The organism is Pedobacter sp., assembly GCF_965227205.1.
In the GTDB taxonomy this organism is placed as follows: Bacteria; Bacteroidota; Bacteroidia; order Sphingobacteriales; family Sphingobacteriaceae; genus Pedobacter.
Window position 1 is genome coordinate 3,482,626 of sequence record NZ_OZ245727.1, and the last position, 24,326, is coordinate 3,506,951.

Sequence of the window (24,326 nt, forward strand, 5' to 3'; positions counted from 1 at the left end):
AATTAAAAATGATTAAAAGATTTACTGCTACAGCATTAGCATTAGGCTTATGCATATCTGTTTTTGCGCAAGACACACCCGATCCAGCCATTGTGCAAAAAATAAGAAAAGAAGGACTTGATAATTCGAAGGTTATGGACATTGCCTTTAACCTTACCGATGTAAGTGGACCACGCTTATCAAATTCTCCAGGCTTAAAAAAAGCACAAGAATGGGCAATTAAACAACTTACCGATTGGGGCTTAAAAAATGCTAAACTAGAATCGTGGGGAACATTTGGCAAAGGATGGCAAGTTGATAAATATTATGCGGCTACAACTTTACCATTTTATCATGCAATAATCGCCTCTCCAAAAGCATGGACACCAGGTACAAATGGTCCAATAAAATCAGAAGTAGTATTAATCAAAGCAGATAGCGTATCTGATTTAGCTAAATACAAAGGCAAATTAGCCGGCAAAATCGTAATTATGGATTCTGGTAATCCATTACAAAGCGGTACCCGCCCTGATTTTGTACGTTATGCAGATAGCACATTAGCTAAAATGGCCGATGCAAAACCAACTCCGGCAGGTAACCGCGGTCAACGCCCGGGTGCAGCAAATAACATGATGGCTCAAATGATGAAAATGAGAGAAGTTAGAGCAGCCATAAGCACAATGCTTGTTGAGGAAAAAGTTGGCTTAATTTTAACTTACGCTCGTGGTGGACAAGGAACTTTTTTCACCAGCAATGGCGCATCATATGCATTAGATGCTAAACCAGTTTCTCCAGAATTAGAAGTTGCAGCCGAAGATTATTTACACATCTTACGCCTTCTACGCGGCGGCAAACCAGTTGAAATAGAAGCTGATATTAAAACTTCTTTTTACACTCAAGACCCACAAGGTTATAACGTAATTGCAGAAATTCCTGGTACAGATAAAAAATTAAAAGAAGAATTGGTAATGATTGGTGGTCACTTCGATTCGTGGCATGCAGCTACTGGCGCAACTGATAACGCTGCAGGTTCTGCAGTTATGATGGAAGCCGTACGTATTTTAAAAGCAATTGATTTTAAACCAAAACGTACCATTCGTATTGCACTTTGGAGTTCTGAAGAACAAGGGTTATTTGGTTCTAGAGGTTATGTTGCAAAACATTTCGGCGACCCTAAAACAATGGTTTTAACACCCGACCAAAAAAAAATATCTGCCTATTACAATTTAGATAACGGTACAGGTAAAATTCGTGGTATCTACTTACAAGGAAACGAAGCAGCGGGACCAATATTTAAAAACTGGTTAGCGCCGTTTAATGATTTAGGTGCTACAACAGTAACCGTAAGTAATACTGGTGGTACAGATCACCAGGCTTTTGATGCTGTTGGTATTCCGGGATTTCAATTTATTCAAGATCCTGCAGATTACAATACACGTACACACCATAGCAATATGGATACTTACGATAGATTGGTTGAAGATGATTTAAAACAATCTGCAACAATCATTGCATCTTTTGTTTACAATACTTCGCAACGCGATGCGCAAATTCCTAGAAAAGAATTACCGGCTGCTCCAGCTGCAACTTCTACCGGCACAACTGCTCCAGCTAGAAATTAAGATAAATCAAAAAGCACAAAAAAAGGCCCACCGTTTACGGGGGCCTTTTTTTCGGGATTGTTTTTCATAATCCTAACTATAACTAAAAATTTGAGAGATTGACCAAGTTTTTTATTCCAAGTGCCAACGTTATTTAGAGCAGTTAATATCTTTAAGCGATTTAATTAATATTTAAGTTTTGCTTTATATTTACTCAATCGCTAAGTAATTCTATTTTTGCTTTTGCTATACCCAAAATTAACTGTCATCCTAAAAATAATTAAGCATTAAACACCCTTTTTAAGGGGGGTATTTTTACGGTATTAGTCAAGGTTGAATTTACGGTAAGCGTATTGCGTAGAAATAACGAATTTTATAAATAAACATCCAAACAAATTATGACCAAAATCCCACTGGCAAAAGATGGTACAAACAACACCATCCCAGTTTCAATTGCAAAAAAAATGACAGCTGCATTTAGAGAAAGTCAAAAAGCAGATGCAGGAACATTTACTGAAGCCGCTTGGTTTCCGGCTGAGCAAATCAAAAAACTAGCGGAGAAAGTTGCCAAATTTGAAGGTGATGGTGTTCGTATTTACTTTGCAAGATATACTCAGGAAATTATCGATTCTATTAACAAGCTAGAATATGGTGATAAGATTCCAGACAAATATATTGATATGAATACCGTACTGCTTGTAGTTACAAAAGTTGTTGACGGCAAACCTAAAACAGATTATTTTATTGATAATGATGTAGAGCAGGAACCAATATGTGACGATGAGGATCCAAATCCAACCGATCCAGAAAATAGAGCAAATTTATGCCCTACTGAGTGTGATGAGAAAAGTGAATTAATGTAACCTTGAATAAGTATAAAAAGCCAAATGTTTAGCTTATTTTCATTTGTTTCTACTATAGAATCTATTTGTGGATTATTTGCCATTGTATTTTTAATAAAAGATAAAAATTTATTTTGGAGAATCACCATAGTTTATATGTTGATAGTTCCATCCACGGAAATATTTGCAAAACACATTGGACGGATTTACCACAATAATTTAATCGTATATAATATTTATGCGCTTGTTGAATTAGCCTACATCACATATGCTTTTTACATTTTCTTAAAAGATTTTGTTGATATCAAGAAGTTTCTCATACCTGCAACTGCAGTAATTTTGACCGTATACATTGGATTTACATTAACCCATAACCCGCTTGCCGAATATAATTCAGTAACAGTTAGCGTTATGTCGGTTGCCTTTGTAATTTATGGCTTGTTATATTTTTATTTTTTATTGAAAGATGAGAATTTCATCGACCTAAAATTTCACCCAGCATTTTGGTGGGTTGGCGGCACTTTAATTTTTTATTTTGGAAGTACTTTAGCCAATTTCTTCGATGAAATAATACAAACTAGAATTCGCGGGAATTTGAATCCAAGATTGCTTATTTACACAACATTAAACTTCTTTTTATACGGTTTTTGGTCTTATTCGTTTATATGCAGAGCTCGTCAACGCAAATCTTATCTTTAATTTTATTGGCATCATTAGTTTTTCTTTTGATGCCAATATCTTTACTCATGTACATTCGATCTTACAATCGCCACAAGAAGAACCACTTCGTGGAAAAAGAAAACATGCGTCAAAAATTTGAGGCTGAAATTTTGAAAACGCATATTGAAGTTCAGGATCAAACGATGCAAACCATTGCAACAGAATTGCATGATAACATTGGGCAATTATTAAGCTTAACAACATTAACACTTAATTCCATCCAAATAACCGATAATGAAAAAGCAAGTGAAAAAATATCCAATTCCTTATCACTTGTTAGCAAATCTATAAAGGAGATAAGAGAATTAGCCAAAATTTTACATGGAGAGCAAATTGTAGAATCTGGCATTGGGAACGCAATAGAGCAAGAGATAAGCTGGCTTCGCAAAATTGAAGGCTACACATTACAGGTTACCAACGATTTGCTTCACGTGAACACAACTTCGCCAGATAAAGATTTAATCATTTTAAGATTACTTCAAGAGATAATAAACAACATTATTAAACACGCACAGGCAAGTACAATCCAAATCGATACTGGCTTAAAAAATGATTTTCTTTTATTAACGATAAAGGAAAATGGCATTGGATTCGATTACGAAGAAGCCAGAAAACGTAAAAGTGGTTTAGGTTTAAATTCAATACAAAAACGAGTTGAAATGATTAATGGTAAAATAGATGTAATTTCAGCTTCAGAAAAAGGCACATCAATTTTTATAGAAATTCCATATCCTTAGCATTATGACTACAACTACTTTCCAAATAGCAATTGTTGATGACCATACACTTTTTCGTCAAGGTCTCGCAAATCTTTTATCTGAATTTGATGAGATAAACATTGTATTTCAGGCTACCAATGGAGTTGATATGCAAACGCAGATAAAACAGCACCCAGATGTTCAGCTTGTATTAATGGATATTAATATGCCAGTTATGGATGGATATGCAGCTACACGCGTTATAAAAAAGGAATATCCTGATGTAAAAGTATTAGCCTTAAGCATGCATGAAGAAGAAAAGGCAATTATTGAAATGCTAAAAGCCGGAGCAGGAGGCTACATTTTAAAAGGTTCTACCCCATCTGATTTAGTAATTGCGATAAAAGCGATAATTGAAAAAGGATTTTTCATAAATGAAATGGTATCCGGAAGGTTATTATTCTCTCTAAAAAAGGAAGATCCAAAGCCAATCATCACCGAAAAAGAGCTTACATTTTTGCAATACTGCAGTACAGAACTTACCTATAAAGAGATAGCCGATTTAATGAATATTAGTCCAAGAACTGTAGATAATTACCGTGAATCACTCTTTGCCAAGTTAAATATTAAAACTAGAACAGGGCTTGTAGTTTACGGTATCAAAAACGATATGATAAAAATATAACCAATATTAAGTTAAAAACTTGCGTAACTAATCAATTAGTTTTATCTTTAGTATAACGAGTAAGGTTTTGCTCGCTCCTATAATCAAAAAATAAAATGGATATTAAAGATTTAACCAAGGCCGAGGAACAGATAATGCAAGTGTTGTGGCAATTGGAAAAAGCATTTGTTAAAGAGGTAATTGATGAATTGCCCACACCCAAGCCAGCTTACAATACAGTTTCTACCATAATCAGAATTTTAGAGACAAAGGGTTTTATTGGGCATGAGGCCTTTGGTAAAGCACACCAATACCATCCCCTAATTAGCAAAGAAGAATATAAGCGCCATGCAACAGAAAAACTGTTGGGCAATTATTTTGAAAACTCTGTAGAAAGTATGTTTTCATTCTTTGTTAAAGAAGAGAAGTTAGATTTAAGTGATGTGGATGAAATTCTTAAAATGATTAATAAGATTAAACACAAACCAAAATGAGTTTCGCCCATTACCTTTTGCAGGTAAACTTGTATCTAATCGTTTTTTACGGATTTTACAAATTACTTTTAGACAAGGAAACCTATTTCACGCTAAACCGAATCTATTTGGTTGCTGCAGGCTTATTATCGTTACTCATACCATTTATACGTTTAGAATGGTTAACAGTACAAAAAGCTGCTCAACAAGTTTACACAACCGTTAAATGGGACGCAGTTTTGGAAAAGGCAACAATTGTTGCTGAAGCGCAAGAGGGTTTTAATTGGGCAAACTTAATTGTTAGTATTTATTGTGCAGGTATTTTATTCTTTCTATTTCGATTGATAATTAACCTGCTATTTGTTAAAAGACTTTTAAAAAATGTAAAAGAAGGTTCTGCATTTTCGTTTTTTAGCAAAAAAATCATCGATATATCATTACCAAATAGTGATGTTATAGATAGCCACGAGGAAGCCCATATTAAGCAATGGCACAGTCTGGATATTTTATTTTTCGAAGTAGTAGGAATACTTACCTGGTTAAATCCGGTAATTTATTTTTACAAAAAAAGCATTAAAAACATACACGAATTTTTAGCCGATGAGCACGCGGCAAATTATCAGGGCGATAAGGCTGAATATGCAATGCTTATTCTAAGTAAATCGTTTGGTATAAATCAAAGTAACCTAACCAGCAATTTTTTCGAGAAATCTTTAGTTAAGAAACGTATTTATATGCTTCATAAAGAACGGTCAAAAAAAACGGCTGTAATTAAGTACGGAATTTTTATCCCACTATTTGCAATTTCTATTTTGTTTTCTTCAGCTACAATTCGCAAAAACGAAAACCTTATTTCTATTGCTGAGTCTATCCCATTGGATAAGCCAATAGATTTAGTTGAAGAAATGGTTATTAAACCACTAAATGTTGTTAAACCGGAAAAAACTAAAACTGTAGCCAAGCATGCTCCTGTGACTAATAACTGGGAAGAGTTTTATACATTCCTGGGTAAGAATATTAAGTATCCTAAAAATGCTCAGGAAAAAGCTTTAGAAGGTACTACACACATTATGTTTACTGTTAAAAATGGCAAAATAACAGATTTAGGTTCAAAGCAAGATTTAGGCGAAGGTTGTGATGAGGAAGTGATGAAAAACATTTTGGCTTACAAAAACTTTAAAGGTGTAAAAGATGGAAATTATGCTTTCAAAGTATCTTTCAATCTTGGCCAATCTCAAACCAATGCAGAAGAACAATCACAGAGTATAGACGGTTATAAAGAAATTTCTCCACTTCAAATTATCGGCTATGTTGGCGAAAAAAAGGAAGTAGTTGAAAAAAGAGAAAAGGTTTATGATTTCGTATCAATAGAGAAACAACCTGAATATCATGGAGGCATGAAAAACTTTTATGATTATTTGAGTAAAAGTATAAAATACCCTGAAGATGCTCAGGCAAACAATGTGCAAGGTAAAGTACATTTATCTTTTACGGTAGAGAAAAATGGAAAGCTTACTGACTTAAAAATTGTTAAAGGATTAAGCGAAAGTACAAACCAAGAAGCATTAAGGGTTTTAGATGAATCACCAAATTGGATTCCGGGCATTCAAAACGGTAAGCCGGTAAGAGTTAAATATAATTTATACATAAACTTTACACTAGATAGTTCACCAAAATTAAAGCCTGTTGCACAAGAAGGCACAAAATTATCTTTTAGAGGTATTCAGAATTTGGGCGGTAGTGCTAATAGTCCTTTAGTTGTTTTAGATGGCGTTACACAAGGCAAAGATGCGCTTAAATTCATCCGAACAGAAAGTATAGAATCTATATCAGTATTAAGAGACGAAGCTGCTACAATGCTTTATGGAACAAAAGGAGCAAATGGTGTTATACTAATTACTTCAAAAGTTGATAAAAACAATTTGCTTAAATCCGCTGACAATAAAATATCTCCAAATTAAAATTTGGATATCATTGAATAACTAAACTAATCAGTATGAAAAAAATATTCTTTTTAATGGCGCTTACTGCAGCAGCTGCAACTACAAATGTATTTGGTCAGGCAAAAAGCGATTCTTCAACTGTGAAAAGTAAAGGTATCGAAATAAGAGGCTTCAATTCTGCCAAGCCAATAATTTACACTATTGATGGAGTTAAGCATTTTAATGCAGATTTGGCTAAAAATATTAATCCAAATGAAATTAGTGAAGTTAGTGTAATAAAAGGCGACGATGCCGTTAAGCTATTTGGCATTGAAGCAAATGGCGGCGCTGTTTTAATTACAACCAAGGAAGGTAAAAATTCTTCAGGCAATATTGAGTTACAAGCTAAACTTAAATCCTTAGGCATTACAAATGGCACAAGTAAGATATCTGATTTGGCATTAAATTCTGAAGACAAAAAAGATAACACCTCTACAACTTTTAATAGTGACAACAACAGTGTAGTTAAAATCAGAGGTTTTAAGTCACCAGGCAAAATTAATCAGCCGCTTTATATTATAGACGGCATAAAAATTGAAAGTGGGTCTATAGAATTTCTTGATCCAAATACAATTCAATCAGTTACTATTTTAAGGGATAATAACGCTATTAAGAACTATGGTTTAGCCGCATCAAACGGCGTCGTTTTAATCACAACAAAAACTTTTAAAAAGTTAAAGCCAGCAACAACTGAGCTAGATAAAAATTAAAGCACGTTTAATCTTATCTAGCAATTTTTCTAATATTCATAAATATATTGAAACACAAAGCCCGGCAAAAAAATTTGTCGGGCTTTTATGTTTTCTCTCCTGTCTCGGAACACTAAATTTATAAAATCTTTAATGTATATACAAATTTTACAAAATAAAATTTTTATTTAAATGAATTATTAATATGCAAACATAGATTTTATACTCTTTTTACGAATTATTATTTGCCCTATCAGTTTTCTAAAGGTTTCGAAAAGTCGTCAATTACTTTCGGTTATTTACATTGAATTATTTTTCATTTTATAATTTCCAAAAAATGCTTTTGGTTAGTTGTTCTTTAATAACTGTGATTATCAAAATAAAAAACAAAAAAAGCCCCCATAAAATGGAGGCTTGACAATCCCAAATTAATGGAATGGCACAGTATTTTTTAAACTTCTTCTTCGCTGATAAACTTTGCAGATAAGTAATCTCTGTTCATACGAGCAATGTTTTCTAAAGAGATACCTTTTGGACATTCAGCTTCGCAAGCACCAGTATTGGTACAGTTACCGAAACCTTCTTCATCCATTTGAGCTACCATGCTTTGTACCCTACGATAACGCTCTGGCTGTCCTTGTGGCAATAAAGCCAATTGAGATACCTTTGCCGAAACGAAAAGCATTGCAGAAGCATTTTTACAAGTAGCCACACAAGCACCACAACCGATACATGCGGCAGCTTCAAAAGCAGCATCAGCTTTAGCTTTTGGAATAGGCAAGTTGTTTGCATCTTGTGCATTACCGGTGTTTACTGATACGAAACCACCAGAAGCGATGATACGGTCAAAAGCAGAACGATCTACTGCCAAATCTTTAATTACCGGGAATGCTTTCGCTCTCCAAGGCTCTACTACAATTGTATCGCCATCTTTGAAAGAACGCATGTGTAACTGGCAAGTAGTTACTAAATCCTTTGGTCCGTGTGGCTGCCCATTAATGAACATTGAACACATACCGCAGATACCTTCTCTACAATCGTGATCAAACACAACCGGTTCTTCTCCTTTAGTAATTAATTGTTCGTTTAAAACGTCAAACATCTCTAAGAAAGACATGTCTGGAGAAATTTCAGAAAGCTTGTAATCAACCAGTTTTCCCGCTGATTTGCTATTTTTTTGACGCCAAATTTGTAGCGTTAAATTCATATTTCCTGTACTCATCTCTGCTACTATTTATAATTTCTTTGTGCAACCTTAATGTTTTCGTAAACCAATTCTTCTTTATGCAATTCGAATTCACTTACGCCTTTGTATTCCCAAGCTGCTACGTATGCATAGTTTTCATCATCACGTTTTGCTTCGCCTTCTTCAGTTTGGTGTTCTTCTCTAAAGTGACCGCCACAGCTCTCTTCTCTGTTAAGAGCATCTTTACACATCAACTCACCCAACTCAATAAAATCTGCTACGCGATGTGCTTTTTCCAATTCCGGATTAAATTCATCAGCTGAACCTGGAACCTTAACTTCTGCCCAAAACTCTCTACGTAAATCCTGAATTTCTTTTATCGCTTCTGTTAAACCTTCTCTGTTACGAGCCATACCACATTTTTCCCACATGATGTGGCCTAATCTTTTGTGGAAATGATCTACAGATTTAGTTCCGTTAATGCTTAAAAACTTATCGATAGTTGCTTTTACTTCTTTTTCAGCTTCAACAAACGCCGGGTGGTCTAAAGAAATTGGCTTAGTTGCTAATTCCTTTGATAAGTAAGAACCAATTGTGTAAGGCAATACGAAATAACCATCTGCCAAACCTTGCATTAATGCTGAAGCACCTAAACGGTTAGCACCGTGGTCAGAGAAGTTAGCTTCACCTGTACAGTACAAACCTGGAATAGTAGTCATTAAATCATAATCAACCCAAACACCACCCATTGTATAGTGTACCGCAGGGTAAATACGCATCGGGGTTTCATAAGGATTTTCACCTGTGATTTGCGCATACATATCGAACAAGTTACCGTACTTTTCTTTAATTACGGCAGTACCTAAACGCATCCAAAGTTCTTTATCGGGATTATGGTTACCAGCTTTAGAAGCTTCGATACGACCATAACGTTCTGTATTTGCTTTGAAATCTAAATAAACCGCTAATTTAGAGGCACCTACACCGTAACCAGCATCGCAACGCTCTTTAGCGGCACGAGAAGCAACATCACGAGGAACCAAGTTACCAAAAGCAGGGTAACGACGCTCTAGATAGTAATCTCTTTCATCTTCAGGAATTTCCGAAGCTTTGCGATTATCATCTTTCTTTTTCGGAACCCAAATACGTCCATCGTTACGCAACGACTCAGACATCAAGGTTAATTTTGATTGGTGATCTCCAGAAACTGGAATACACGTAGGGTGAATTTGCGTATAGCAAGGGTTTGCGAAGAAAGCACCTTTCTTGTGCACTTTCCAAGCTGCAGTAACGTTACTTCCCATTGCGTTTGTAGATAAGTAGAATACGTTTCCGTAACCACCAGTACCTAAAACAACTGCATGACCGAAATGACGCTCTAACTCACCAGTGATTAAGTTACGAGCAATAATACCACGAGCTTTTCCATCAATTACAACTACATCAAGCATTTCGTGACGGGTGTACATTTGTACTTTACCCATACCAACCTGGCGCTCTAACGCTGAGTAAGCACCTAATAATAACTGCTGACCAGTTTGACCAGCTGCGTAGAAGGTCCGTTGTACCTGAGTACCACCGAAAGAACGGTTATCTAACAAACCGCCATATTCGCGGGCCAAAGGCACACCTTGAGCCACACATTGGTCGATGATATTTGCACTAACCTCTGCTAAACGATGTACGTTAGCTTCGCGTGCTCTGTAATCACCACCTTTAATTGTATCGTAAAATAAACGGTAAGTGCTATCACCATCATTTTGATAGTTTTTTGCTGCATTGATACCACCTTGAGCTGCAATAGAGTGCGCTCTACGAGGTGAATCCTGGAAACAAAAACATTTTACTTTGTAGCCCATTTCTGCTAATGTAGCCGCTGCAGATGCACCCGCTAAACCAGAACCAACTACAATTACTTCTAAGCTTCTTTTGTTCGATGGATTAACCAACGGCACAGAAGATTTATATTTTGTCCACTTTTGGGTTAATTCGCCCGCAGGGATGTTTGAATTTAATTTCGACATTTACTTACTCTTTTAATTAAACGTTTCGGTTTAGCTAATCCAACCTAAATAGATTGAAATTGGCATTAATGCAAAAATGATAGGTACGATAATCGAGAACCATACACCTACTGTTTTTACAACTGGTGTCCATTTCTTATGGTTCCAGCCCATCGTTTGAAAAGACGATTGAAAACCATGTAGCAAATGGTAACCTAAAGAGATTACGCCCAATACATAAATTACTACTACCCAAAGCTCCTGGAAAATAGCTACAATACCATGAAAAGTATTATGTTCTTCGTGAGAGAAAACAGCCACCTTTGTTGGCCACCAGAAATGATAAAGGTGCAAAACCAGGAACATTAAAATTAACGTACCTAATAAGCCCATGCTACGAGAATACCACTTACTGTTTGCCTCAGGTTTGTTGAAAGCATACTTCTCTGGTCTAGCGGCATTGTTCTGCACAGTAAGCATAAGTGCTTGAACAATGTGTAGGATGATACCTGCAAATAACCCAATCTCAAGGATACGGATTACGATGTTGTGGCTCATAAAAGTGGCGGCAACGTTGAAGGTTTCTCCACCATCATTTACAAAAATTAGCGCATTTATAGATACGTGAACAACAAGGAACGAAATCAAGAAAAGACCTGTTAACCCCATTACAAACTTTCTACCTATAGATGATGTAAAAGCTTTACTTAAACTACTCATTAGATTATTTTTATTTATAACTCTATGTGCAAAAGTATTTAATTATGAGTTTAATTTATAAACGAATATGACAAAACAACGATAAAACATTTATTTAGAAACATTCTAAGAGCATTTCATCATTTTATGTTTTAAATATTAGATTTACTCCCAATAAGAATGTTTTTTTTAACTCGGCCATCAACTAAGTTTTTCGTTATATTGCGTAATCAAAATTATTCATTATGAAAAAAATCCTCCTCGCATTTTTATTGGCAACACTTTTTTATTCATGTAATGATGGCCCGGCTGTATTTAATTTAACAGCAAAAGGTTTTAGTAAGAATGCTACCATAACCATCTCCAATGCAAAAACCGGAGAAAAACTAAAAGTAGAGAATATTAAAGGTGAACAAACCTTTCAAGTAAATTTACCGAAGGAAGGGTATGCAGAAATAAAAATTGAGGATGGAAATGATTTTAGACCTTACTGGTTTTATTTAAAAAGCGGGAGTTATAATTTAGTTATTGATGCAGCAGATAATAGAACTACTTATCCATTTAAAAAAACACCATCATCTGAAGGTGAAGATTTTATCGATTTTTACGCAATAAAAAGCAGACTAAATAAACCGTTAACAGATAGTATTATGATAGCCAAAAGATCTGTAGATGCTGCAGATAAAACAAATATTAATGAGAGGGTAGATGTACTTGCGGATTTAATGGAGCGGATCGAAACCTTAAATTTAACTGCAATTGAAACATTTTCTAAGACACACCCAAATTCTCCTAACACTATATTTTTACTGGATCAGTTAGGTGTAACAGACTTAAATAGTACAAGATTTGGAAAAATATTTAATTATCTGGATGAGGACGTAAAAAACAGCAAACCGGGCAAAAAGCTTTTTGAGCAAATTACCCGGGTAAACAACACTAAACCCGGAAATACTTTTGTGGGTATAGCAGGTGAAACCCCAGATGGGAAAGCTTTTAGTAAGGATATTTTAAAAAAGCTAAATCTCGTATTTGTGTGGACATCTTATAATAATCGATGCAGAACAAATAACAAATCATTAACAGCACTTTACGAGAAATACAAAAGCCAAGGTGTAGAATTTATTGGGGTTTCATTAGACAGTAAGAGAAACTGGTGGGTTAATGTTATCAGAGATGATAAATTAACCTGGCCTCAATTTTCTGATTTGAAGGGTGCAAAATCTCCTAATGCAAAAAACATCGGAAATTATAATGTTCCTCATTTTATGATTCTGGATAAGAATGGCAAAATATTAATGAGCGAGGATATAAGTGTAGAAATTTTAGAAGAAGATATTATCAAGTATTTAAAGCAGCAAAGCTGATAAAATTTGTTCCACAAAAAAAGTCCCGATTTGCATCGGGACTTTTTACGATTTATGTATTCGAGTTTTCTTAAGCTACTTTAACATTTACCGCGTTTAAGCCTTTTCTTCCTTCTTCTACATCGTAGGTTACAGAATCGTTCTCACGAACGTTATCGATTAGGCCTGAAGCATGAACAAAAATTTCGGCATCGCCATTTGCTGGGATAATAAATCCGAAACCTTTAGTTTCATTAAAAAATTTTACTGTTCCTTGTTGCATTATATTGTATTTTAATTTGCTATAAAGGTATGGTTAAATACCTATAAATCAATTTTATATTTTTTAAAAACGATTTAAATGCGAAAGTATTGGCCTATTGGGTGTTAAGCCCTATTTTACAGAACGATTTAGTCCATCAGTACTCGATGTATCGCCTGGTTTTATTAATAAAGCACGTTCAAAACAGCTTTTAGCTTCAGCTTTTCTGCCCGAAAACAGCAATGCCCAACCCAACATATGGTTACCATCATAATCGAAAGGATAAAGCGCAACAACTTTTGCAAAGTATTTTGCTGATGTAGCGTATTGCTTTTTATTGTAAATAATTATCCCTGCCCAATAATTGGCCTGCGTATTTTGAGGGTCTAACTTTAAAATGTTGCTGTATTGTTCCATTACTTTATCCCAACTACCTGATAGAGATAAAGGTTTAATTAATCCAAACTTAGCTTCAACAGCATTCGGACGAACATTTATTGCTCTGGTATAATAATTTTGCGATGCAGTATAATTTTTAGCCAGATAATATAACCATCCGATACGGAGATTCGTTTCGTAATTATTTTCTGCATAAAACGGCATAATATCACTTATGGCTTCAGCGTAGTTTTTTTTACTTTCTTCGTTATAACTATTTTGAAATGCTTTTTGCAATGCAATATTAGTTTGAGCATTAACCTTAACAACAAGAAATACTAGCATTACAGATAATACTAATCGCCTTAGAAATTCCATGAAATACCTCCGTTAATTGAATGTTGTAAATAGTTAAATCTGAAAATATTATCTGTTTTCTTTTCAAATGTATAACTCAAACCTAAAAGTAGCCGTTGTTTTAACAAAAAATAACAGTTTGCACCCGTTTTAAATCTGGTTTTATCAAAGCCATTATAAATGTAAACGCCATCTGCCTCAGCATAATTGTATTGGTTTCCAACTGTTACCATCCCTTCTACCCATAAATTTGAAATTGGTTTAAAACCTAAAACCTGTTGAAAAACGACATTATTTTGCGATAAGACTTCGATGACTGAAGCTCTCGTAACGCTATAAAAATCAAGATTTCCGGTTATATATTTTGTAAACTTTAAATTGTACTGCCTTGTTTTTTCATCTCCAATTTGCGATAAAATAAAATCTGCTTGTAAATCGCTTCGGCTATCTCCGTATCTAAATCCAAGCAAGCCAACGTTATTTTGGTAGATTAAATTACGAAAACTCGAACGCATATATTGGTATGCGCCAATAAAATTTATCTTTCTCGCCGCAGCAAAACTTAGTTTAGCATAATAGCCAGGTTGTTGAATATTATCTTCCCGAACTGGTTGGTTATAATAATTTAAGGATGTTGAAAGGTTGAACTTATAGTTTAACCTCATATTTACAAAAGCCCGAGAGAAGGATGAATTTCCCCGCTCAAAAACATTCGTAAATTTAATTCCAGTTTCCACGCCTGCATTTATAAGCTTATATGGTTTTACTGCAAAACCTTCAATCAGGTTTGTATCTAATTTTGAAACTAAAAACCCTGCATCTTCAAATCTGTTTAAATAAACGTTGCACAGATAGGAATAATATAATGCGATTTGGTTTCCTTTATCAACTTTGAGCACTTTATCGTAATGATATAAAGCATCGGTATATTTATTTCTTACAAAATATGCGTAAGCAACTCTCAACCTTAAAAATTGCTCGTCATAACCATTATTAAATTCATTTTCACCGAATGAGATTAGTTCTGTCCACTCTGCTTTATTAAATAAAGCCAATGAAGTACTATCACTTTTTTGATTTACGATTTGAGCTTTGCTAACTGTGAAAATAGCAATCAAAAGCAAAGCGGTTAAACCAAATTTGTTTCCCATTTTACTTCTGTTGTTGTGTTTTTAAATTGAGCTTCGAAGGCAACTATTCCTTTTTTGTCGATTTTAAAAACTGTATTGAAAAAAATTTCCTTGCTATTAAAAATTTGCTTTTTGCCTTCTGCATTTAAGATAAATCCATCAGTTGTTGGCTCTAGCTTATTCTCATAACTAATTTTTGTAAAATTGCAGAATGGAGATAGCAAATCTTGCAACCATAATTTTGGCTGAAACTGCCCAGAATCTATTGCATAAATATCCTTTGCCTGATGCCCCGAATAGTTGATTTTGTAAGCTGAACGATAAAAAAGATTCAGGATAGATTTTGCATCGCCATAAAAACGTGTGAAGTAAAAAACGTTTTCGTTATTCACAAAATAGGCTGTGGCTAAATTTTCATGGCAATAAATGTAAGTCGAGTTCAGCGCATCTGTAAAAACTTCCCAGGTTTCGCTTCTACCTAAATTATCCTTTGCTTTTACAATGTAACCTGGCAAAAAGTTAAATGCATTTTTTAAATAAGGATTTACATCAGGATTTGAAATCACATCATTAACTCTTGGAACATCAAATGATTTTAGTTCAGCCTCTTTTTCATTTACAAAATATGATATTGGATAAGCCAAAGTTTTTGAACCAATGTAAGGTGTAGCCTGTAATTGAAAATGTAAATGCGGCTCTGGAGAACGACCAGAATTTCCGCATAAAGCAATCACATCTCCTTTAGAAACATAATCACCAACTTTAACCTTGTTTGAGTTCTTTTTTAGATGAGAGATCTTACTGTACAATCCATCTGCATGTTTTATAATAATTGTATTTCCCCAGTTTTGGTTAAGATTAACCTGACCAATCACATTATCATCTACATTATTAATACATTCCTGCACCCAACCATCTGCAACTGCTAAAACAGGTTTATTATAGCAATAATAATCCTCTGGCTTTAATCCGGGAAAATCGTAAGTTTTATCATCAATATCTTTTAGTACGAAATCAAGTGCTTCGTTCCATTCGCCTTTATGTGTAATTTCTCCATCATAACCTTGAGAAACCGTCCAAGAACCAATAAATGGCAAGCCAATATTAAAGTATTTAAAATCCTTTAATCGCTCCAGCCCGTTTACAAACTGGTATAAATTCGTTTCAGGACTATAATTTTGAAGTATGGTAAGTTGAAGTTTCCCGGCATTTTTCCTCAACGTAAAAAAATAAAGCAAACTGATAGTAACCATGCAAAATGGCATTGAAAAAACTGGCAGACTATACGTACCTAAAATCCTTGAAAAGCCATTTAAAACTAAAAATGTAAAAGGAATAATTACAATTGCCCAAAGGTAGGAACGCCAAGATGGGATTAGAAAAAATCCACCAATTGCACAGCTAACCATCATAAAATTTGCGCCTAAATGATAGTTACTAATGCCTTCAGGAAAGATTCCTGTAAAGTGATTGATTAAACAAGCGGTAGCGAAACCCATAATCAATAAACTAAAACCTATTCTGGAATGGATAAAGAAACCAATACAAATAAGTATTCCTGCTAAAATATTATTTTGAAAAAGCACCGCACTAACAGACCTGAAAAATAATTGCAGAAAAGCAGGCATTCCTAAAGTGTCGAAAAAATTACAAAGCTTTTGGAAATTATCGGGTTGAATTGTAGCCAACTCGAAAATTACTGAGCTTTCTTTTTGCACCAAACCCATCCCCACATATTCGTTAGCGGCTATTAAAACCAGCCAAAAAGTTATAACAAATGGAATTGATAATGTTGGTAATGCATATTTACCCAAAAATGAGGTTAAATTAACACTTAAGACTACGCACAGCAAATTTGCGGCGGCAAGCCATAACCAAAAAGTGAAATTAAAACTATAGAAAGTTCCAAAACCGATTCCCAATAAAAGGGCATTGAAGCTATATAATCCGGCTTTAATATCTTCTTTATTGAAACCTAAAACAGTTGTAATTACGATTGCCGAAATCAAGCAAATTAAACCTGCAAAACCAGCATTTAAATTAAACATCGAAACCAAAAACAATAAAGCGCCGAGTATTTTATTTTGCGAAAAAAACAAAATAGCATAGCTGTTTAATGCAGCGCTTAAATAATATTTCAGGTTAATTTTCAAGTTGAATTATTTTAAATGCTCTGGCAATTGTTCCATCATTTCCAAATATTGCAAAGTTTCTGGTTTCCTGATTTGGTGTGCATTTCCTTGCATATCGATAAGCACTACCGCTGGTCGCATATTTATAAACTGCATCCACTGCGTCATGTTATAAGCGCCAACTTTATGTACAACCAATAAATCTTTAGTCTCCAACAATGGCAAATTAATGCTCTCGCGAACCACATCTATGTTCATACAAAGCGGACCGAATAAAACAGTTTCTTCCGTGTATTGTCCGACCTCTTTAGCAACGCTGATTTTATGATCGTACCAATTAGAAGTAAACAAAATATTAATCCCGAAATCGAGAATGGTTGCTCTTCTGCCATCACTAAGACGTTTGTTAGCGATAACACTTCCAACTAAATAACCGGCATCATCAATTAAAACACGTCCGCTTTCTAAAATTAAAAGCGGCAATTCACTTTGATTAAAACCAGCTTCTAAAATTGTGCTGGTTATTGCTTCGGCAAATTCTTCGACTGATGGAACCGTATCTATACCCGGCAAGTAAGCGCCTTTTAATGTATTTGTTGATGGAAAACCTCCACCTAAATCAAGATACTCTATGTTTTTTTTGAATTCAGTTTTATACCTTAATGCTAAATCGCACAATTTATTAGCGGCAATTTTATAGGCAGAAACAGAAAGCATGAAAGTGCCGATGTGGCAATGCAAACCAACCAATTCTAAGTTTTTATCAGATGAGATTTTATTTATTGCATTCCAAGCCTGACCGTTTTCGTAATTAAACCCGAATCTATCCCAAATTGGATAAACTCCTGTATCAAAATTAACCCTTATTGCAACCCTGGCTTTTTTATTAATTTTTTCAGCAATGCTGATGATTAAATAAAGCTCATCAAAATGATCGATGTGGATTAAGGAATGGTTTTCTATTGCTGAAGTAATATCCTCTGCTTTTTTATCGGGCCCGTTAAAAATAATGTGATTTCCGGCTACGCCATTGCCTAGTGCTTTTTGATATTCGAAACCTGAAACAACTTCAGCCCAGCTTCCCTCCTGATGAAAAATTTTACAAACCGCATTTAAGTAATTTGTTTTGTAGCTCCACGCAAACTGAACTTTCGGATATCGAGTTTTAAAAGAACGAACAGAGGCCTGATAATTTTTGCGGATTTGTCTTTCGGATAACACAAAAACCGGTGAACCAAATTTTTCTACCAGCGTTTTAACAGGAACACCATCAATGCCAGAAACCGGATCGAAATCCGTTCTTGTACCGAACTTATTCATAAAGCCGGTATTCATTTTTGTAATGGTTGGTCGTTCGTATTTTTGTTTCATTTACATTAAAATAAAAAGCACATTTCTACAGTAAAATATTAAAGCTCCCCAAAAGCCGATAGTTTTTGAAATTCTTCTACATCGACAACATTATCCCAAGCATATCGGATAAACATCTTTCCGCTTTTATATGCTGTAAATTTTTCAACTGAGTTACCTAACGCCATTTTAACCAAAGCCTTCGGCTGATTTTGACCAGCGGCAACCGTTAAATAAACCCAGGCCGGAAATCGCGGATTAACCTCCATAATATACAAGTCACCGCTTTCTTCTTTCATAATTTCTAACTCAAAACCACCTTTCCATAAAGTTAATTTTGCAAAATCTTCGGCCAAAGCGATTAACTTTTCATCTTCAATCGTTATGCCTGCCCATGCTTTTCCTTTTTCGGTGATGTATAATTTCCGCATCGGAATAACGCTAACCGCGTTTCCATTTCCGTCGCCAAGTCCGGCAATATTAATTTCTGTTCCTTTAATAAATTTTTGAACAATAATTGGTAAGCCCCATTTTGCCTGAAGTGTATGAAAAGCTTTATATGCATCATTTAAGTTTTGAACAATAAATGCTTCGTAAAACTTGCCCTTAACCACTAACGGAAATCCAAATTGCTCGGCAGTTTTAACAATTTCAGCATCCTTAAAAATTGCCTCACTTGCAGGTACATTAAAATTATTTTGTTCCCCAAACGATTTTAGATTTACTTTATCCCGCTGTTCCAATTGCTTGTGAGAAGGCAAAAAAGTGCGAATTCCCATAGAAAGCAAATCCTTCCCTAACTTAATAAAATTGAAAAGTTCAGCATCAAAATTTGGAATCAAAACATCAATTTTCTCAATTGATTGAATTTGTTCCAATCTTGATTTCAAAGCTTCGACACCAGCAGTTGGGTACGGAATCCGATAAGTTTTATCAACCAAATCATGCATATAAATTGCAGGCTCCAGTGTTTCGTAAGCCAAACCGATTATCCGTATTTTTTCATCAAATCCTTCTCGTAATGCACGTATAACCGCAACGCCAGGACCAGGATTATCATTTGCGTTTAATCCGGTAACCGCTATGGTTAATGCTTTTTTTAAAGTTTGAGAAACGGACATGATTAGTTTTAATTCAGATTATAATTCTAAAAGATTTGCTTCCTTAAGCTGATGCATATAATCATCCCAGTCTCTTTCAAGTTGAGTCGGTTCAACTTCATATTTATTAAGTATTTTTTGTTTAATATCTTCGGTTAATTCACCAGCTTTCATATAGGTAAGAATTTCTGCCGCAATAGAATTGCTTGTAAAAGAATCGCCAGTAGCAGGATTAAAAATGAAGCCGTTTTCACTCGTTGCAATATTAGTTTTCAACCTCATATGTTTCCTTTCTGTTGATTAATAAAACTGCTGTAAGCATCGCCGATTGGCAATTCGGCATTTACAAGGTTTACCTTTCGGTTATGGATTGATTTTATTTTATTCAGAGCTACAATAAAACTTCTGTGGATTCTGGCAAACTGCTCTTCTGGAAGTTTTTCAAGCACTTTTTTCATTGTCATTAGCGTCAATATTGGCTTATCCGTTCCTGCCAGGTAAATTTTCAGGTAATCGCCCATGCTTTCTATGTACTCAACATCGCGAAGCAAAATTTTAATCATCTTATATTCAGAATACACATAAATACTTTCATCGCTTACACTTTCCTGCGTTGCAAATTTGTATTTATGAAAATCGATGGCCTTTTCTACCGCAGCTGTAAACCTGTTAAAGTCAATAGGCTTTAATAAATAGTCTATCGCTTGCAGTTCGTAACTTTCAAATGCATAATTTCTATAGGCGGTTGTAAAAATAATCATCGGACTGTTAACCAAACTCCTAACCAATTCTACACCGGTAATATCGGGCATGTTTACATCAACAAAAAGTAAATCAACAGGATTTTGTTTAAGGTATTCGGCACCAGAAAGTGCGTCTTCAAAAATCTGTACCAATTGCAAACCCGGAAACCTCGAAACATAAGTTTTTATAAGTTCGAGCGCCAAAGGTTCATCATCAATAGCAACACATTTTAAAGCCATAGTTTAAATTATTTGGTTAGCAATTTACGCAAAGGTTTACCGAAAATTGTTCTCTTTCGTTATTAATATGCAGTTTAAAGCGGTTTGAATATAAATGTTCTAAACGTTGGCGAGTGTTCGATATACCAATTCCGGTACGCTCCAGATTTGATTTATGCGGATAAATTTTATTCAGACAAGTAAAATCTATTTTCTCGCCATCAATACCTAAATTAATATTGATAATTGTTTTTTCCTTTTTGGTTACACCATATTTAAAAGCATTTTCAATAAACGTCATAAAAATTAACGGCGCTATTTTCTTACCATCCGCTTTTCCCTGAACGTTAAAATTTATTTCCGCGTCGGCGCCAAGTCTTAACTTTTGCAGTTCAATATAATCTCTAACACAATCAATTTCGTCATTTAGCATCACAAAATCCTGTGTAACATCATCCGTAACGTAGCGCATAATGTTCGATAGTTTCATTATACTTTCTGATGTATGCTCGCTATTAATTACAGATTGTGTATAAATGTTATTTAATGTATTAAATAAAAAGTGTGGGTTTATTTGTGCTTTTAAAAACGAAAGCTCGGCTGTTGCTTTCTCAGCTTCGGCTTTAACAACTTTCGATTCGGCATTTTGCCAGCGCTGAACAGTACTTGTAGCAATGCTTAAACCCATAATCATCAAAAAAATAAAAAGACTTATAACATCAATAAATTCAGATTGATGCAAATCTAGAATCCCCCTGCTTCTTTTTAGATTAGGATCTTGCATCCGTAAATCTTCATTTGGCAAAGGACCAAAAGGCATACCAACATTTGGACCAATTACAGAGTCTTTTCCAGGTTGTAACGATTGGTTTAAACCTTTCATTTGTGACTCTGGTGCACCCGTTAAAACAGCAATAACACTCTTATTATGCTTTAATAAATTATCGTAAGGTTGCGAATAATAAACAAAACCAAAAAGCAGTAAAACAACCGCACTGTAAATTAAATATCGCTTCTGAAACATCAATTTCGGTACTAAAACCAAAGCATTGAAGTAAAACATCAGCATATAAGTTAAACAGAATAACCAATAATATGGCGAAGCAAGAAGTAACAAGCTACTGTGGCCGGATTGTTCGTTATTTATAAACAGTAACGGAAAGGTTAAAAACAAAAGCCAACCAGCAATATGAATAATGAAAGTTGGGGTTTTGAAGCGTTGCATTGTACAAATTAAATATATTTTTAAGCTTTTTGGTAAAGCGTAGGCTATTAATCGTAAACCAGTTCTTGGTTCTTTTCGTATTTCACCACCAAATCGTTCGTCATTTTCACCATAAAGGTTTCATTAAAATCACCCTTAAAATCGTAACTCAAAATAAGCATATCGCCAACCATTTCATGTAGAATCATTTTCGAACTTGTGTAAGTAATAGAAACTACATGCCCGGCTTTATTTTTTAAATCTGAAGCAAAAATTTGAAAATCAGCCCAATCAAATAAAATTGATTTCCCTCTTTCATCATTTAAAATCGGCATTTTGTTGTTTAAAGAAGTAATGGTATCCATAACCGAGTAATGCAATTTTTGATGCAAAACCTTTGCCTTTTCATTAGCATTATGCATTTGCGCAAAGGTGTGTAAGCTGTTATTTAAATTATATGTTTTAGATTTTTTTTGAAATTCTTTATAAGTATCGTGAAAAATTCGACGCTCAAAATCCGTTTTGCACATGAAATTGAAATATTGTGTAGAGCTGAGGTTGATGTAAGCTAAAGCCATAATATTCTGTTTTTTGTTGCTATATCAAATATGAAATAATTAAAATCTTTAATTTATAAAGTATCGGTAAACACTCTTATTCAATCGTTAAACCACTAAACTATGCTCGAATAATGAAATTAACATGAACACATTTGTTATAAAACGAGTAAATACCTTAAATCGCTTCACTAGATTAAAATAAATTCCTTTTGAAAAGCAGGTTTTTGGCTTTTGGCATCGTTAGTCCTGCCATCCGCTTTACTCCGTTGCACTTCGTGTTCGCTTCTGTCAGGTTTAGATAGCTCATGTATCTGCAACTATTAATTGCAAATCGCCAAAACCCACAAATAACCACAAAAAAAAGGCCCCGATTTTCATCGAGACCTTTGAAATTATTAAGCTTTTCTATTGCGCAGGAAAACTAAAATTAAATGTTCCTTGTTCACTCACACCAGACATATAAATCATGCCGTTTCTGGTTTGAGGTAAAGCTTTCTGAACATCAGTTACATTGTTAACCGCTTGTCCGTTTACTTTAGTAATAATTAAACCTTTCTCCACACCAATGTTATCAAAAGCTTTCCCCGCAGTTACCGAAGTTACTACAACACCACTGTTAATTTTTAACTCTGATTTTTGGGCTTGTGTTGCAGGTGCAAATGTTGCTCCTAATTTTGATACCTCAACAGATTTTGTTGCAGCAGTATTAGTATTAACACCAACACTCGATTCGCCTTTTAACGTTACACTGAAATCTTTAAGTGAACCATCTCTTAAAACCGATAATTTAACTTTATCACCAGGATTTAAACGACCAATTCTTTCCTGTAAATCTGGTGAATCATTGATTACAAGACCATCAACTTTTTTAATAATATCACCTGATTTGATGCCAGCCGCAGCAGCTCCGCCACCCGCAACAACATCATTTACATATAAACCGCTAATCTCATTGGTTTTAATATCCGAAGGATTTTCTGCGCTTAATGGCACAAAATTAACACCGATATAACCACGTTTTACCGAGCCGTATTTCATAAAATCATCAACGATTTTACGAGCCAAGTTTACCGGAATTGCAAAACCATAACCTTGATTATATCCGCTTTGCGATGCAATTGCAGAGTTAATACCAACTAGTTCGCCATTAGCATTTACTAAAGCACCACCACTGTTTCCAGGATTAATGGCCGCATCAGTTTGAATAAACGATTCGATACTTGTATTAGCCGGACGCTCTGGTCTTTTTCCTGTACGTTGATATTCTCTGTATTCTTCTTCAGTAATTCCACCGCCTTGCTGCTCACGGCCGATGATACCAATACTTCTGTTTTTTGCACTTACAATACCAGCAGTTACAGTTGTTTGTAAATCAAGAGGAAAACCTACCGCTAAAACCCATTCTCCAACCTGTACGTTATCAGAGTTGCCCATTTTTACAACTGGTAAACCTGTAGCATTTACTTTAATTAAAGCTAAATCTGTGTTTGGATCACGACCAATTACTTTGGCTTCAACTTTACGTCTATCCGTTAAAACCACCTCTACTTTATCTGCATTATCTACAACATGGTTATTGGTAATGATATAACCATCCTGACTGATAATTACACCTGAACCAGATGCTGCCTTTGGCTGGCGCTGCATTTGGCGACCACCACCACCGAAGAAATCTTCGAACATATCAAACGGCGAAGAACCACCCTGACTTTTATTAGAAGCGCTATAAGTTGTTTTAATGTGAACCACTCCTGGCGCAACTGCTGCCGCTGCCTCGGTAAAATCTGCGGCTCCGGCAGATGATACTTTTAATGGATTATTGGCGAAGTACAAATTTTGTTTTTCAGAAATTGTCCCACCGTTTTGGCTACGCTCGAAAAGCTTGTAACCCCCAATTGCTGCTGCACCACCTATAAATGCAGCTAACACTGTAATTCCTAATATTTTTTTCATTGTGTTAAATTGTTTTTTATCCTCACAATTAAATTATAAACCAAATAATGCTAGCT

At 34.8% G+C, this 24,326-nt stretch carries 23 protein-coding genes; 9 read left to right on the forward strand and 14 right to left on the reverse strand.

Annotated elements, in window-relative coordinates; genetic code table 11:
* Positions 1 to 8 precede the first annotated feature (8 nt).
* The 8 genes from ACO05K_RS14970 (at position 9) to ACO05K_RS15005 (ending at position 7,669) form a co-directional block, all read left to right on the forward strand.
* Positions 9 to 1,601 carry a M28 family metallopeptidase gene (locus ACO05K_RS14970; RefSeq protein WP_421945229.1) on the forward strand — a complete coding sequence of 531 codons (1,593 nt, stop codon included), beginning with the start codon at positions 9 to 11 and terminating at the stop codon, positions 1,599 to 1,601.
* A 377-nt stretch (positions 1,602 to 1,978) separates the two neighbouring features.
* Entirely contained in the window at positions 1,979 to 2,443 is a 465-nt protein-coding gene (locus tag ACO05K_RS14975) for a hypothetical protein (protein WP_421945230.1), read from the forward strand.
* A gap of 24 nt (positions 2,444 to 2,467) precedes the next feature.
* Positions 2,468 to 3,121, forward strand: coding sequence for a hypothetical protein (locus ACO05K_RS14980; protein ID WP_421945231.1), 654 nt, complete (start codon positions 2,468 to 2,470; stop codon positions 3,119 to 3,121).
* Positions 3,122 to 3,225: 104 nt separating this feature from the next.
* Positions 3,226 to 3,879 carry a sensor histidine kinase gene (locus tag ACO05K_RS14985; RefSeq protein ID WP_421945232.1) on the forward strand — a complete coding sequence of 218 codons (654 nt, stop codon included), beginning with the start codon at positions 3,226 to 3,228 and terminating at the stop codon, positions 3,877 to 3,879.
* Between the two features lie 4 nt (positions 3,880 to 3,883).
* Positions 3,884 to 4,525 (forward strand): response regulator transcription factor, encoded by a 642-nt coding sequence (locus ACO05K_RS14990; protein ID WP_421945233.1) that lies wholly within the window; start codon positions 3,884 to 3,886, stop codon positions 4,523 to 4,525.
* Positions 4,526 to 4,620: 95 nt separating this feature from the next.
* A complete protein-coding gene (locus ACO05K_RS14995; RefSeq protein WP_421945234.1) occupies positions 4,621 to 4,998 on the forward strand; it encodes a BlaI/MecI/CopY family transcriptional regulator in 378 nt (125 codons plus the stop codon).
* The gene (locus ACO05K_RS15000; protein WP_421945235.1) at positions 4,995 to 6,938 is read left to right on the forward strand and encodes a TonB family protein; all 1,944 of its coding nucleotides are present in this window, start codon (positions 4,995 to 4,997) and stop codon (positions 6,936 to 6,938) included. Before ACO05K_RS14995 ends, ACO05K_RS15000 begins: the two co-directional genes overlap by 4 nt.
* Before the next feature lie 35 nt (positions 6,939 to 6,973).
* A complete protein-coding gene (locus tag ACO05K_RS15005; RefSeq protein ID WP_421945236.1) occupies positions 6,974 to 7,669 on the forward strand; it encodes a TonB-dependent receptor plug domain-containing protein in 696 nt (231 codons plus the stop codon).
* A gap of 430 nt (positions 7,670 to 8,099) precedes the next feature.
* Here the strand turns inward: ACO05K_RS15005 and ACO05K_RS15010 are convergent, their stop codons facing one another.
* From ACO05K_RS15010 to ACO05K_RS15020, 3 genes are read right to left on the reverse strand one after another with little or no spacing between them, the layout of a single operon-like run.
* A complete protein-coding gene (locus ACO05K_RS15010) occupies positions 8,100 to 8,870 on the reverse strand; it encodes a succinate dehydrogenase/fumarate reductase iron-sulfur subunit (protein WP_421945237.1) in 771 nt (256 codons plus the stop codon).
* Between the two features lie 8 nt (positions 8,871 to 8,878).
* Positions 8,879 to 10,858, reverse strand: coding sequence for a fumarate reductase/succinate dehydrogenase flavoprotein subunit (locus tag ACO05K_RS15015; protein ID WP_421945238.1), 1,980 nt, complete (start codon positions 10,856 to 10,858; stop codon positions 8,879 to 8,881).
* Positions 10,859 to 10,888: 30 nt separating this feature from the next.
* On the reverse strand, positions 10,889 to 11,557 hold the full coding sequence (locus tag ACO05K_RS15020; protein WP_421945239.1) for a succinate dehydrogenase cytochrome b subunit: 669 nt from the start codon (positions 11,555 to 11,557) through the stop codon (positions 10,889 to 10,891).
* A 224-nt stretch (positions 11,558 to 11,781) separates the two neighbouring features.
* On the opposite strand from ACO05K_RS15020, the gene ACO05K_RS15025 reads away from it, so the two are divergent.
* Entirely contained in the window at positions 11,782 to 12,903 is a 1,122-nt protein-coding gene (locus ACO05K_RS15025) for a TlpA family protein disulfide reductase (RefSeq protein WP_421945240.1), read from the forward strand.
* Positions 12,904 to 12,973: 70 nt separating this feature from the next.
* Here ACO05K_RS15025 and ACO05K_RS15030 read toward each other — a convergent pair whose 3' ends face one another.
* The 11 genes from ACO05K_RS15030 to ACO05K_RS15080 all read right to left on the reverse strand — a co-directional run bounded on the left by ACO05K_RS15030 (position 12,974) and on the right by ACO05K_RS15080 (position 24,270).
* The gene (locus ACO05K_RS15030; protein ID WP_421945241.1) at positions 12,974 to 13,165 is read right to left on the reverse strand and encodes a cold-shock protein; all 192 of its coding nucleotides are present in this window, start codon (positions 13,163 to 13,165) and stop codon (positions 12,974 to 12,976) included.
* Positions 13,166 to 13,276: 111 nt separating this feature from the next.
* Complete coding sequence (locus ACO05K_RS15035) at positions 13,277 to 13,867, reverse strand: tetratricopeptide repeat protein (RefSeq protein ID WP_421945242.1); 591 nt, start codon at positions 13,865 to 13,867, stop codon at positions 13,277 to 13,279.
* 20 nt (positions 13,868 to 13,887) lie between these two features.
* Positions 13,888 to 15,030: a hypothetical protein gene (locus ACO05K_RS15040; protein ID WP_421945243.1), complete on the reverse strand. Its 1,143-nt coding sequence runs from the start codon at positions 15,028 to 15,030 to the stop codon at positions 13,888 to 13,890.
* The gene (locus ACO05K_RS15045) at positions 15,009 to 17,162 is read right to left on the reverse strand and encodes an urea transporter (protein ID WP_421945244.1); all 2,154 of its coding nucleotides are present in this window, start codon (positions 17,160 to 17,162) and stop codon (positions 15,009 to 15,011) included. Before ACO05K_RS15045 ends, ACO05K_RS15040 begins: the two co-directional genes overlap by 22 nt.
* Before the next feature lie 6 nt (positions 17,163 to 17,168).
* The gene (locus ACO05K_RS15050; RefSeq protein WP_421945245.1) at positions 17,169 to 18,512 is read right to left on the reverse strand and encodes a hypothetical protein; all 1,344 of its coding nucleotides are present in this window, start codon (positions 18,510 to 18,512) and stop codon (positions 17,169 to 17,171) included.
* A 38-nt stretch (positions 18,513 to 18,550) separates the two neighbouring features.
* The gene (locus ACO05K_RS15055) at positions 18,551 to 19,612 is read right to left on the reverse strand and encodes an ATP-grasp domain-containing protein (RefSeq protein ID WP_421945246.1); all 1,062 of its coding nucleotides are present in this window, start codon (positions 19,610 to 19,612) and stop codon (positions 18,551 to 18,553) included.
* Between the two features lie 18 nt (positions 19,613 to 19,630).
* Complete coding sequence (locus ACO05K_RS15060; RefSeq protein ID WP_421945247.1) at positions 19,631 to 19,867, reverse strand: PqqD family protein; 237 nt, start codon at positions 19,865 to 19,867, stop codon at positions 19,631 to 19,633.
* 2 nt (positions 19,868 to 19,869) lie between these two features.
* Complete coding sequence (locus ACO05K_RS15065; protein WP_421945248.1) at positions 19,870 to 20,574, reverse strand: LytR/AlgR family response regulator transcription factor; 705 nt, start codon at positions 20,572 to 20,574, stop codon at positions 19,870 to 19,872.
* A gap of 16 nt (positions 20,575 to 20,590) precedes the next feature.
* Positions 20,591 to 21,778, reverse strand: a complete 1,188-nt coding sequence (locus ACO05K_RS15070) for a sensor histidine kinase (RefSeq protein ID WP_421945249.1) — start codon at positions 21,776 to 21,778, stop codon at positions 20,591 to 20,593.
* A 47-nt stretch (positions 21,779 to 21,825) separates the two neighbouring features.
* Positions 21,826 to 22,335, reverse strand: coding sequence for a hypothetical protein (locus ACO05K_RS15075; RefSeq protein ID WP_421945250.1), 510 nt, complete (start codon positions 22,333 to 22,335; stop codon positions 21,826 to 21,828).
* A 387-nt stretch (positions 22,336 to 22,722) separates the two neighbouring features.
* Positions 22,723 to 24,270: a trypsin-like peptidase domain-containing protein gene (locus ACO05K_RS15080; protein WP_421945251.1), complete on the reverse strand. Its 1,548-nt coding sequence runs from the start codon at positions 24,268 to 24,270 to the stop codon at positions 22,723 to 22,725.
* Positions 24,271 to 24,326 lie beyond the last annotated feature (56 nt).

Coding starts and splice junctions, on each gene's coding strand:
- ACO05K_RS14970 (WP_421945229.1), top strand. CDS start 9: ATGATTAAAAGATTTACTGCTACAGCATTAGCATTAGGCTTATGCATA.
- ACO05K_RS14975 (WP_421945230.1), top strand. CDS start 1,979: ATGACCAAAATCCCACTGGCAAAAGATGGTACAAACAACACCATCCCA.
- ACO05K_RS14980 (WP_421945231.1), top strand. CDS start 2,468: ATGTTTAGCTTATTTTCATTTGTTTCTACTATAGAATCTATTTGTGGA.
- ACO05K_RS14985 (WP_421945232.1), top strand. CDS start 3,226: ATGCGTCAAAAATTTGAGGCTGAAATTTTGAAAACGCATATTGAAGTT.
- ACO05K_RS14990 (WP_421945233.1), top strand. CDS start 3,884: ATGACTACAACTACTTTCCAAATAGCAATTGTTGATGACCATACACTT.
- ACO05K_RS14995 (WP_421945234.1), top strand. CDS start 4,621: ATGGATATTAAAGATTTAACCAAGGCCGAGGAACAGATAATGCAAGTG.
- ACO05K_RS15000 (WP_421945235.1), top strand. CDS start 4,995: ATGAGTTTCGCCCATTACCTTTTGCAGGTAAACTTGTATCTAATCGTT.
- ACO05K_RS15005 (WP_421945236.1), top strand. CDS start 6,974: ATGAAAAAAATATTCTTTTTAATGGCGCTTACTGCAGCAGCTGCAACT.
- ACO05K_RS15010 (WP_421945237.1), bottom strand. CDS start 8,870: ATGAGTACAGGAAATATGAATTTAACGCTACAAATTTGGCGTCAAAAA.
- ACO05K_RS15015 (WP_421945238.1), bottom strand. CDS start 10,858: ATGTCGAAATTAAATTCAAACATCCCTGCGGGCGAATTAACCCAAAAG.
- ACO05K_RS15020 (WP_421945239.1), bottom strand. CDS start 11,557: ATGAGTAGTTTAAGTAAAGCTTTTACATCATCTATAGGTAGAAAGTTT.
- ACO05K_RS15025 (WP_421945240.1), top strand. CDS start 11,782: ATGAAAAAAATCCTCCTCGCATTTTTATTGGCAACACTTTTTTATTCA.
- ACO05K_RS15030 (WP_421945241.1), bottom strand. CDS start 13,165: ATGCAACAAGGAACAGTAAAATTTTTTAATGAAACTAAAGGTTTCGGA.
- ACO05K_RS15035 (WP_421945242.1), bottom strand. CDS start 13,867: ATGCTAGTATTTCTTGTTGTTAAGGTTAATGCTCAAACTAATATTGCA.
- ACO05K_RS15040 (WP_421945243.1), bottom strand. CDS start 15,030: ATGGGAAACAAATTTGGTTTAACCGCTTTGCTTTTGATTGCTATTTTC.
- ACO05K_RS15050 (WP_421945245.1), bottom strand. CDS start 18,512: ATGAAACAAAAATACGAACGACCAACCATTACAAAAATGAATACCGGC.
- ACO05K_RS15055 (WP_421945246.1), bottom strand. CDS start 19,612: ATGTCCGTTTCTCAAACTTTAAAAAAAGCATTAACCATAGCGGTTACC.
- ACO05K_RS15065 (WP_421945248.1), bottom strand. CDS start 20,574: ATGGCTTTAAAATGTGTTGCTATTGATGATGAACCTTTGGCGCTCGAA.
- ACO05K_RS15070 (WP_421945249.1), bottom strand. CDS start 21,778: ATGCAACGCTTCAAAACCCCAACTTTCATTATTCATATTGCTGGTTGG.
- ACO05K_RS15075 (WP_421945250.1), bottom strand. CDS start 22,335: ATGGCTTTAGCTTACATCAACCTCAGCTCTACACAATATTTCAATTTC.
- ACO05K_RS15080 (WP_421945251.1), bottom strand. CDS start 24,270: ATGAAAAAAATATTAGGAATTACAGTGTTAGCTGCATTTATAGGTGGT.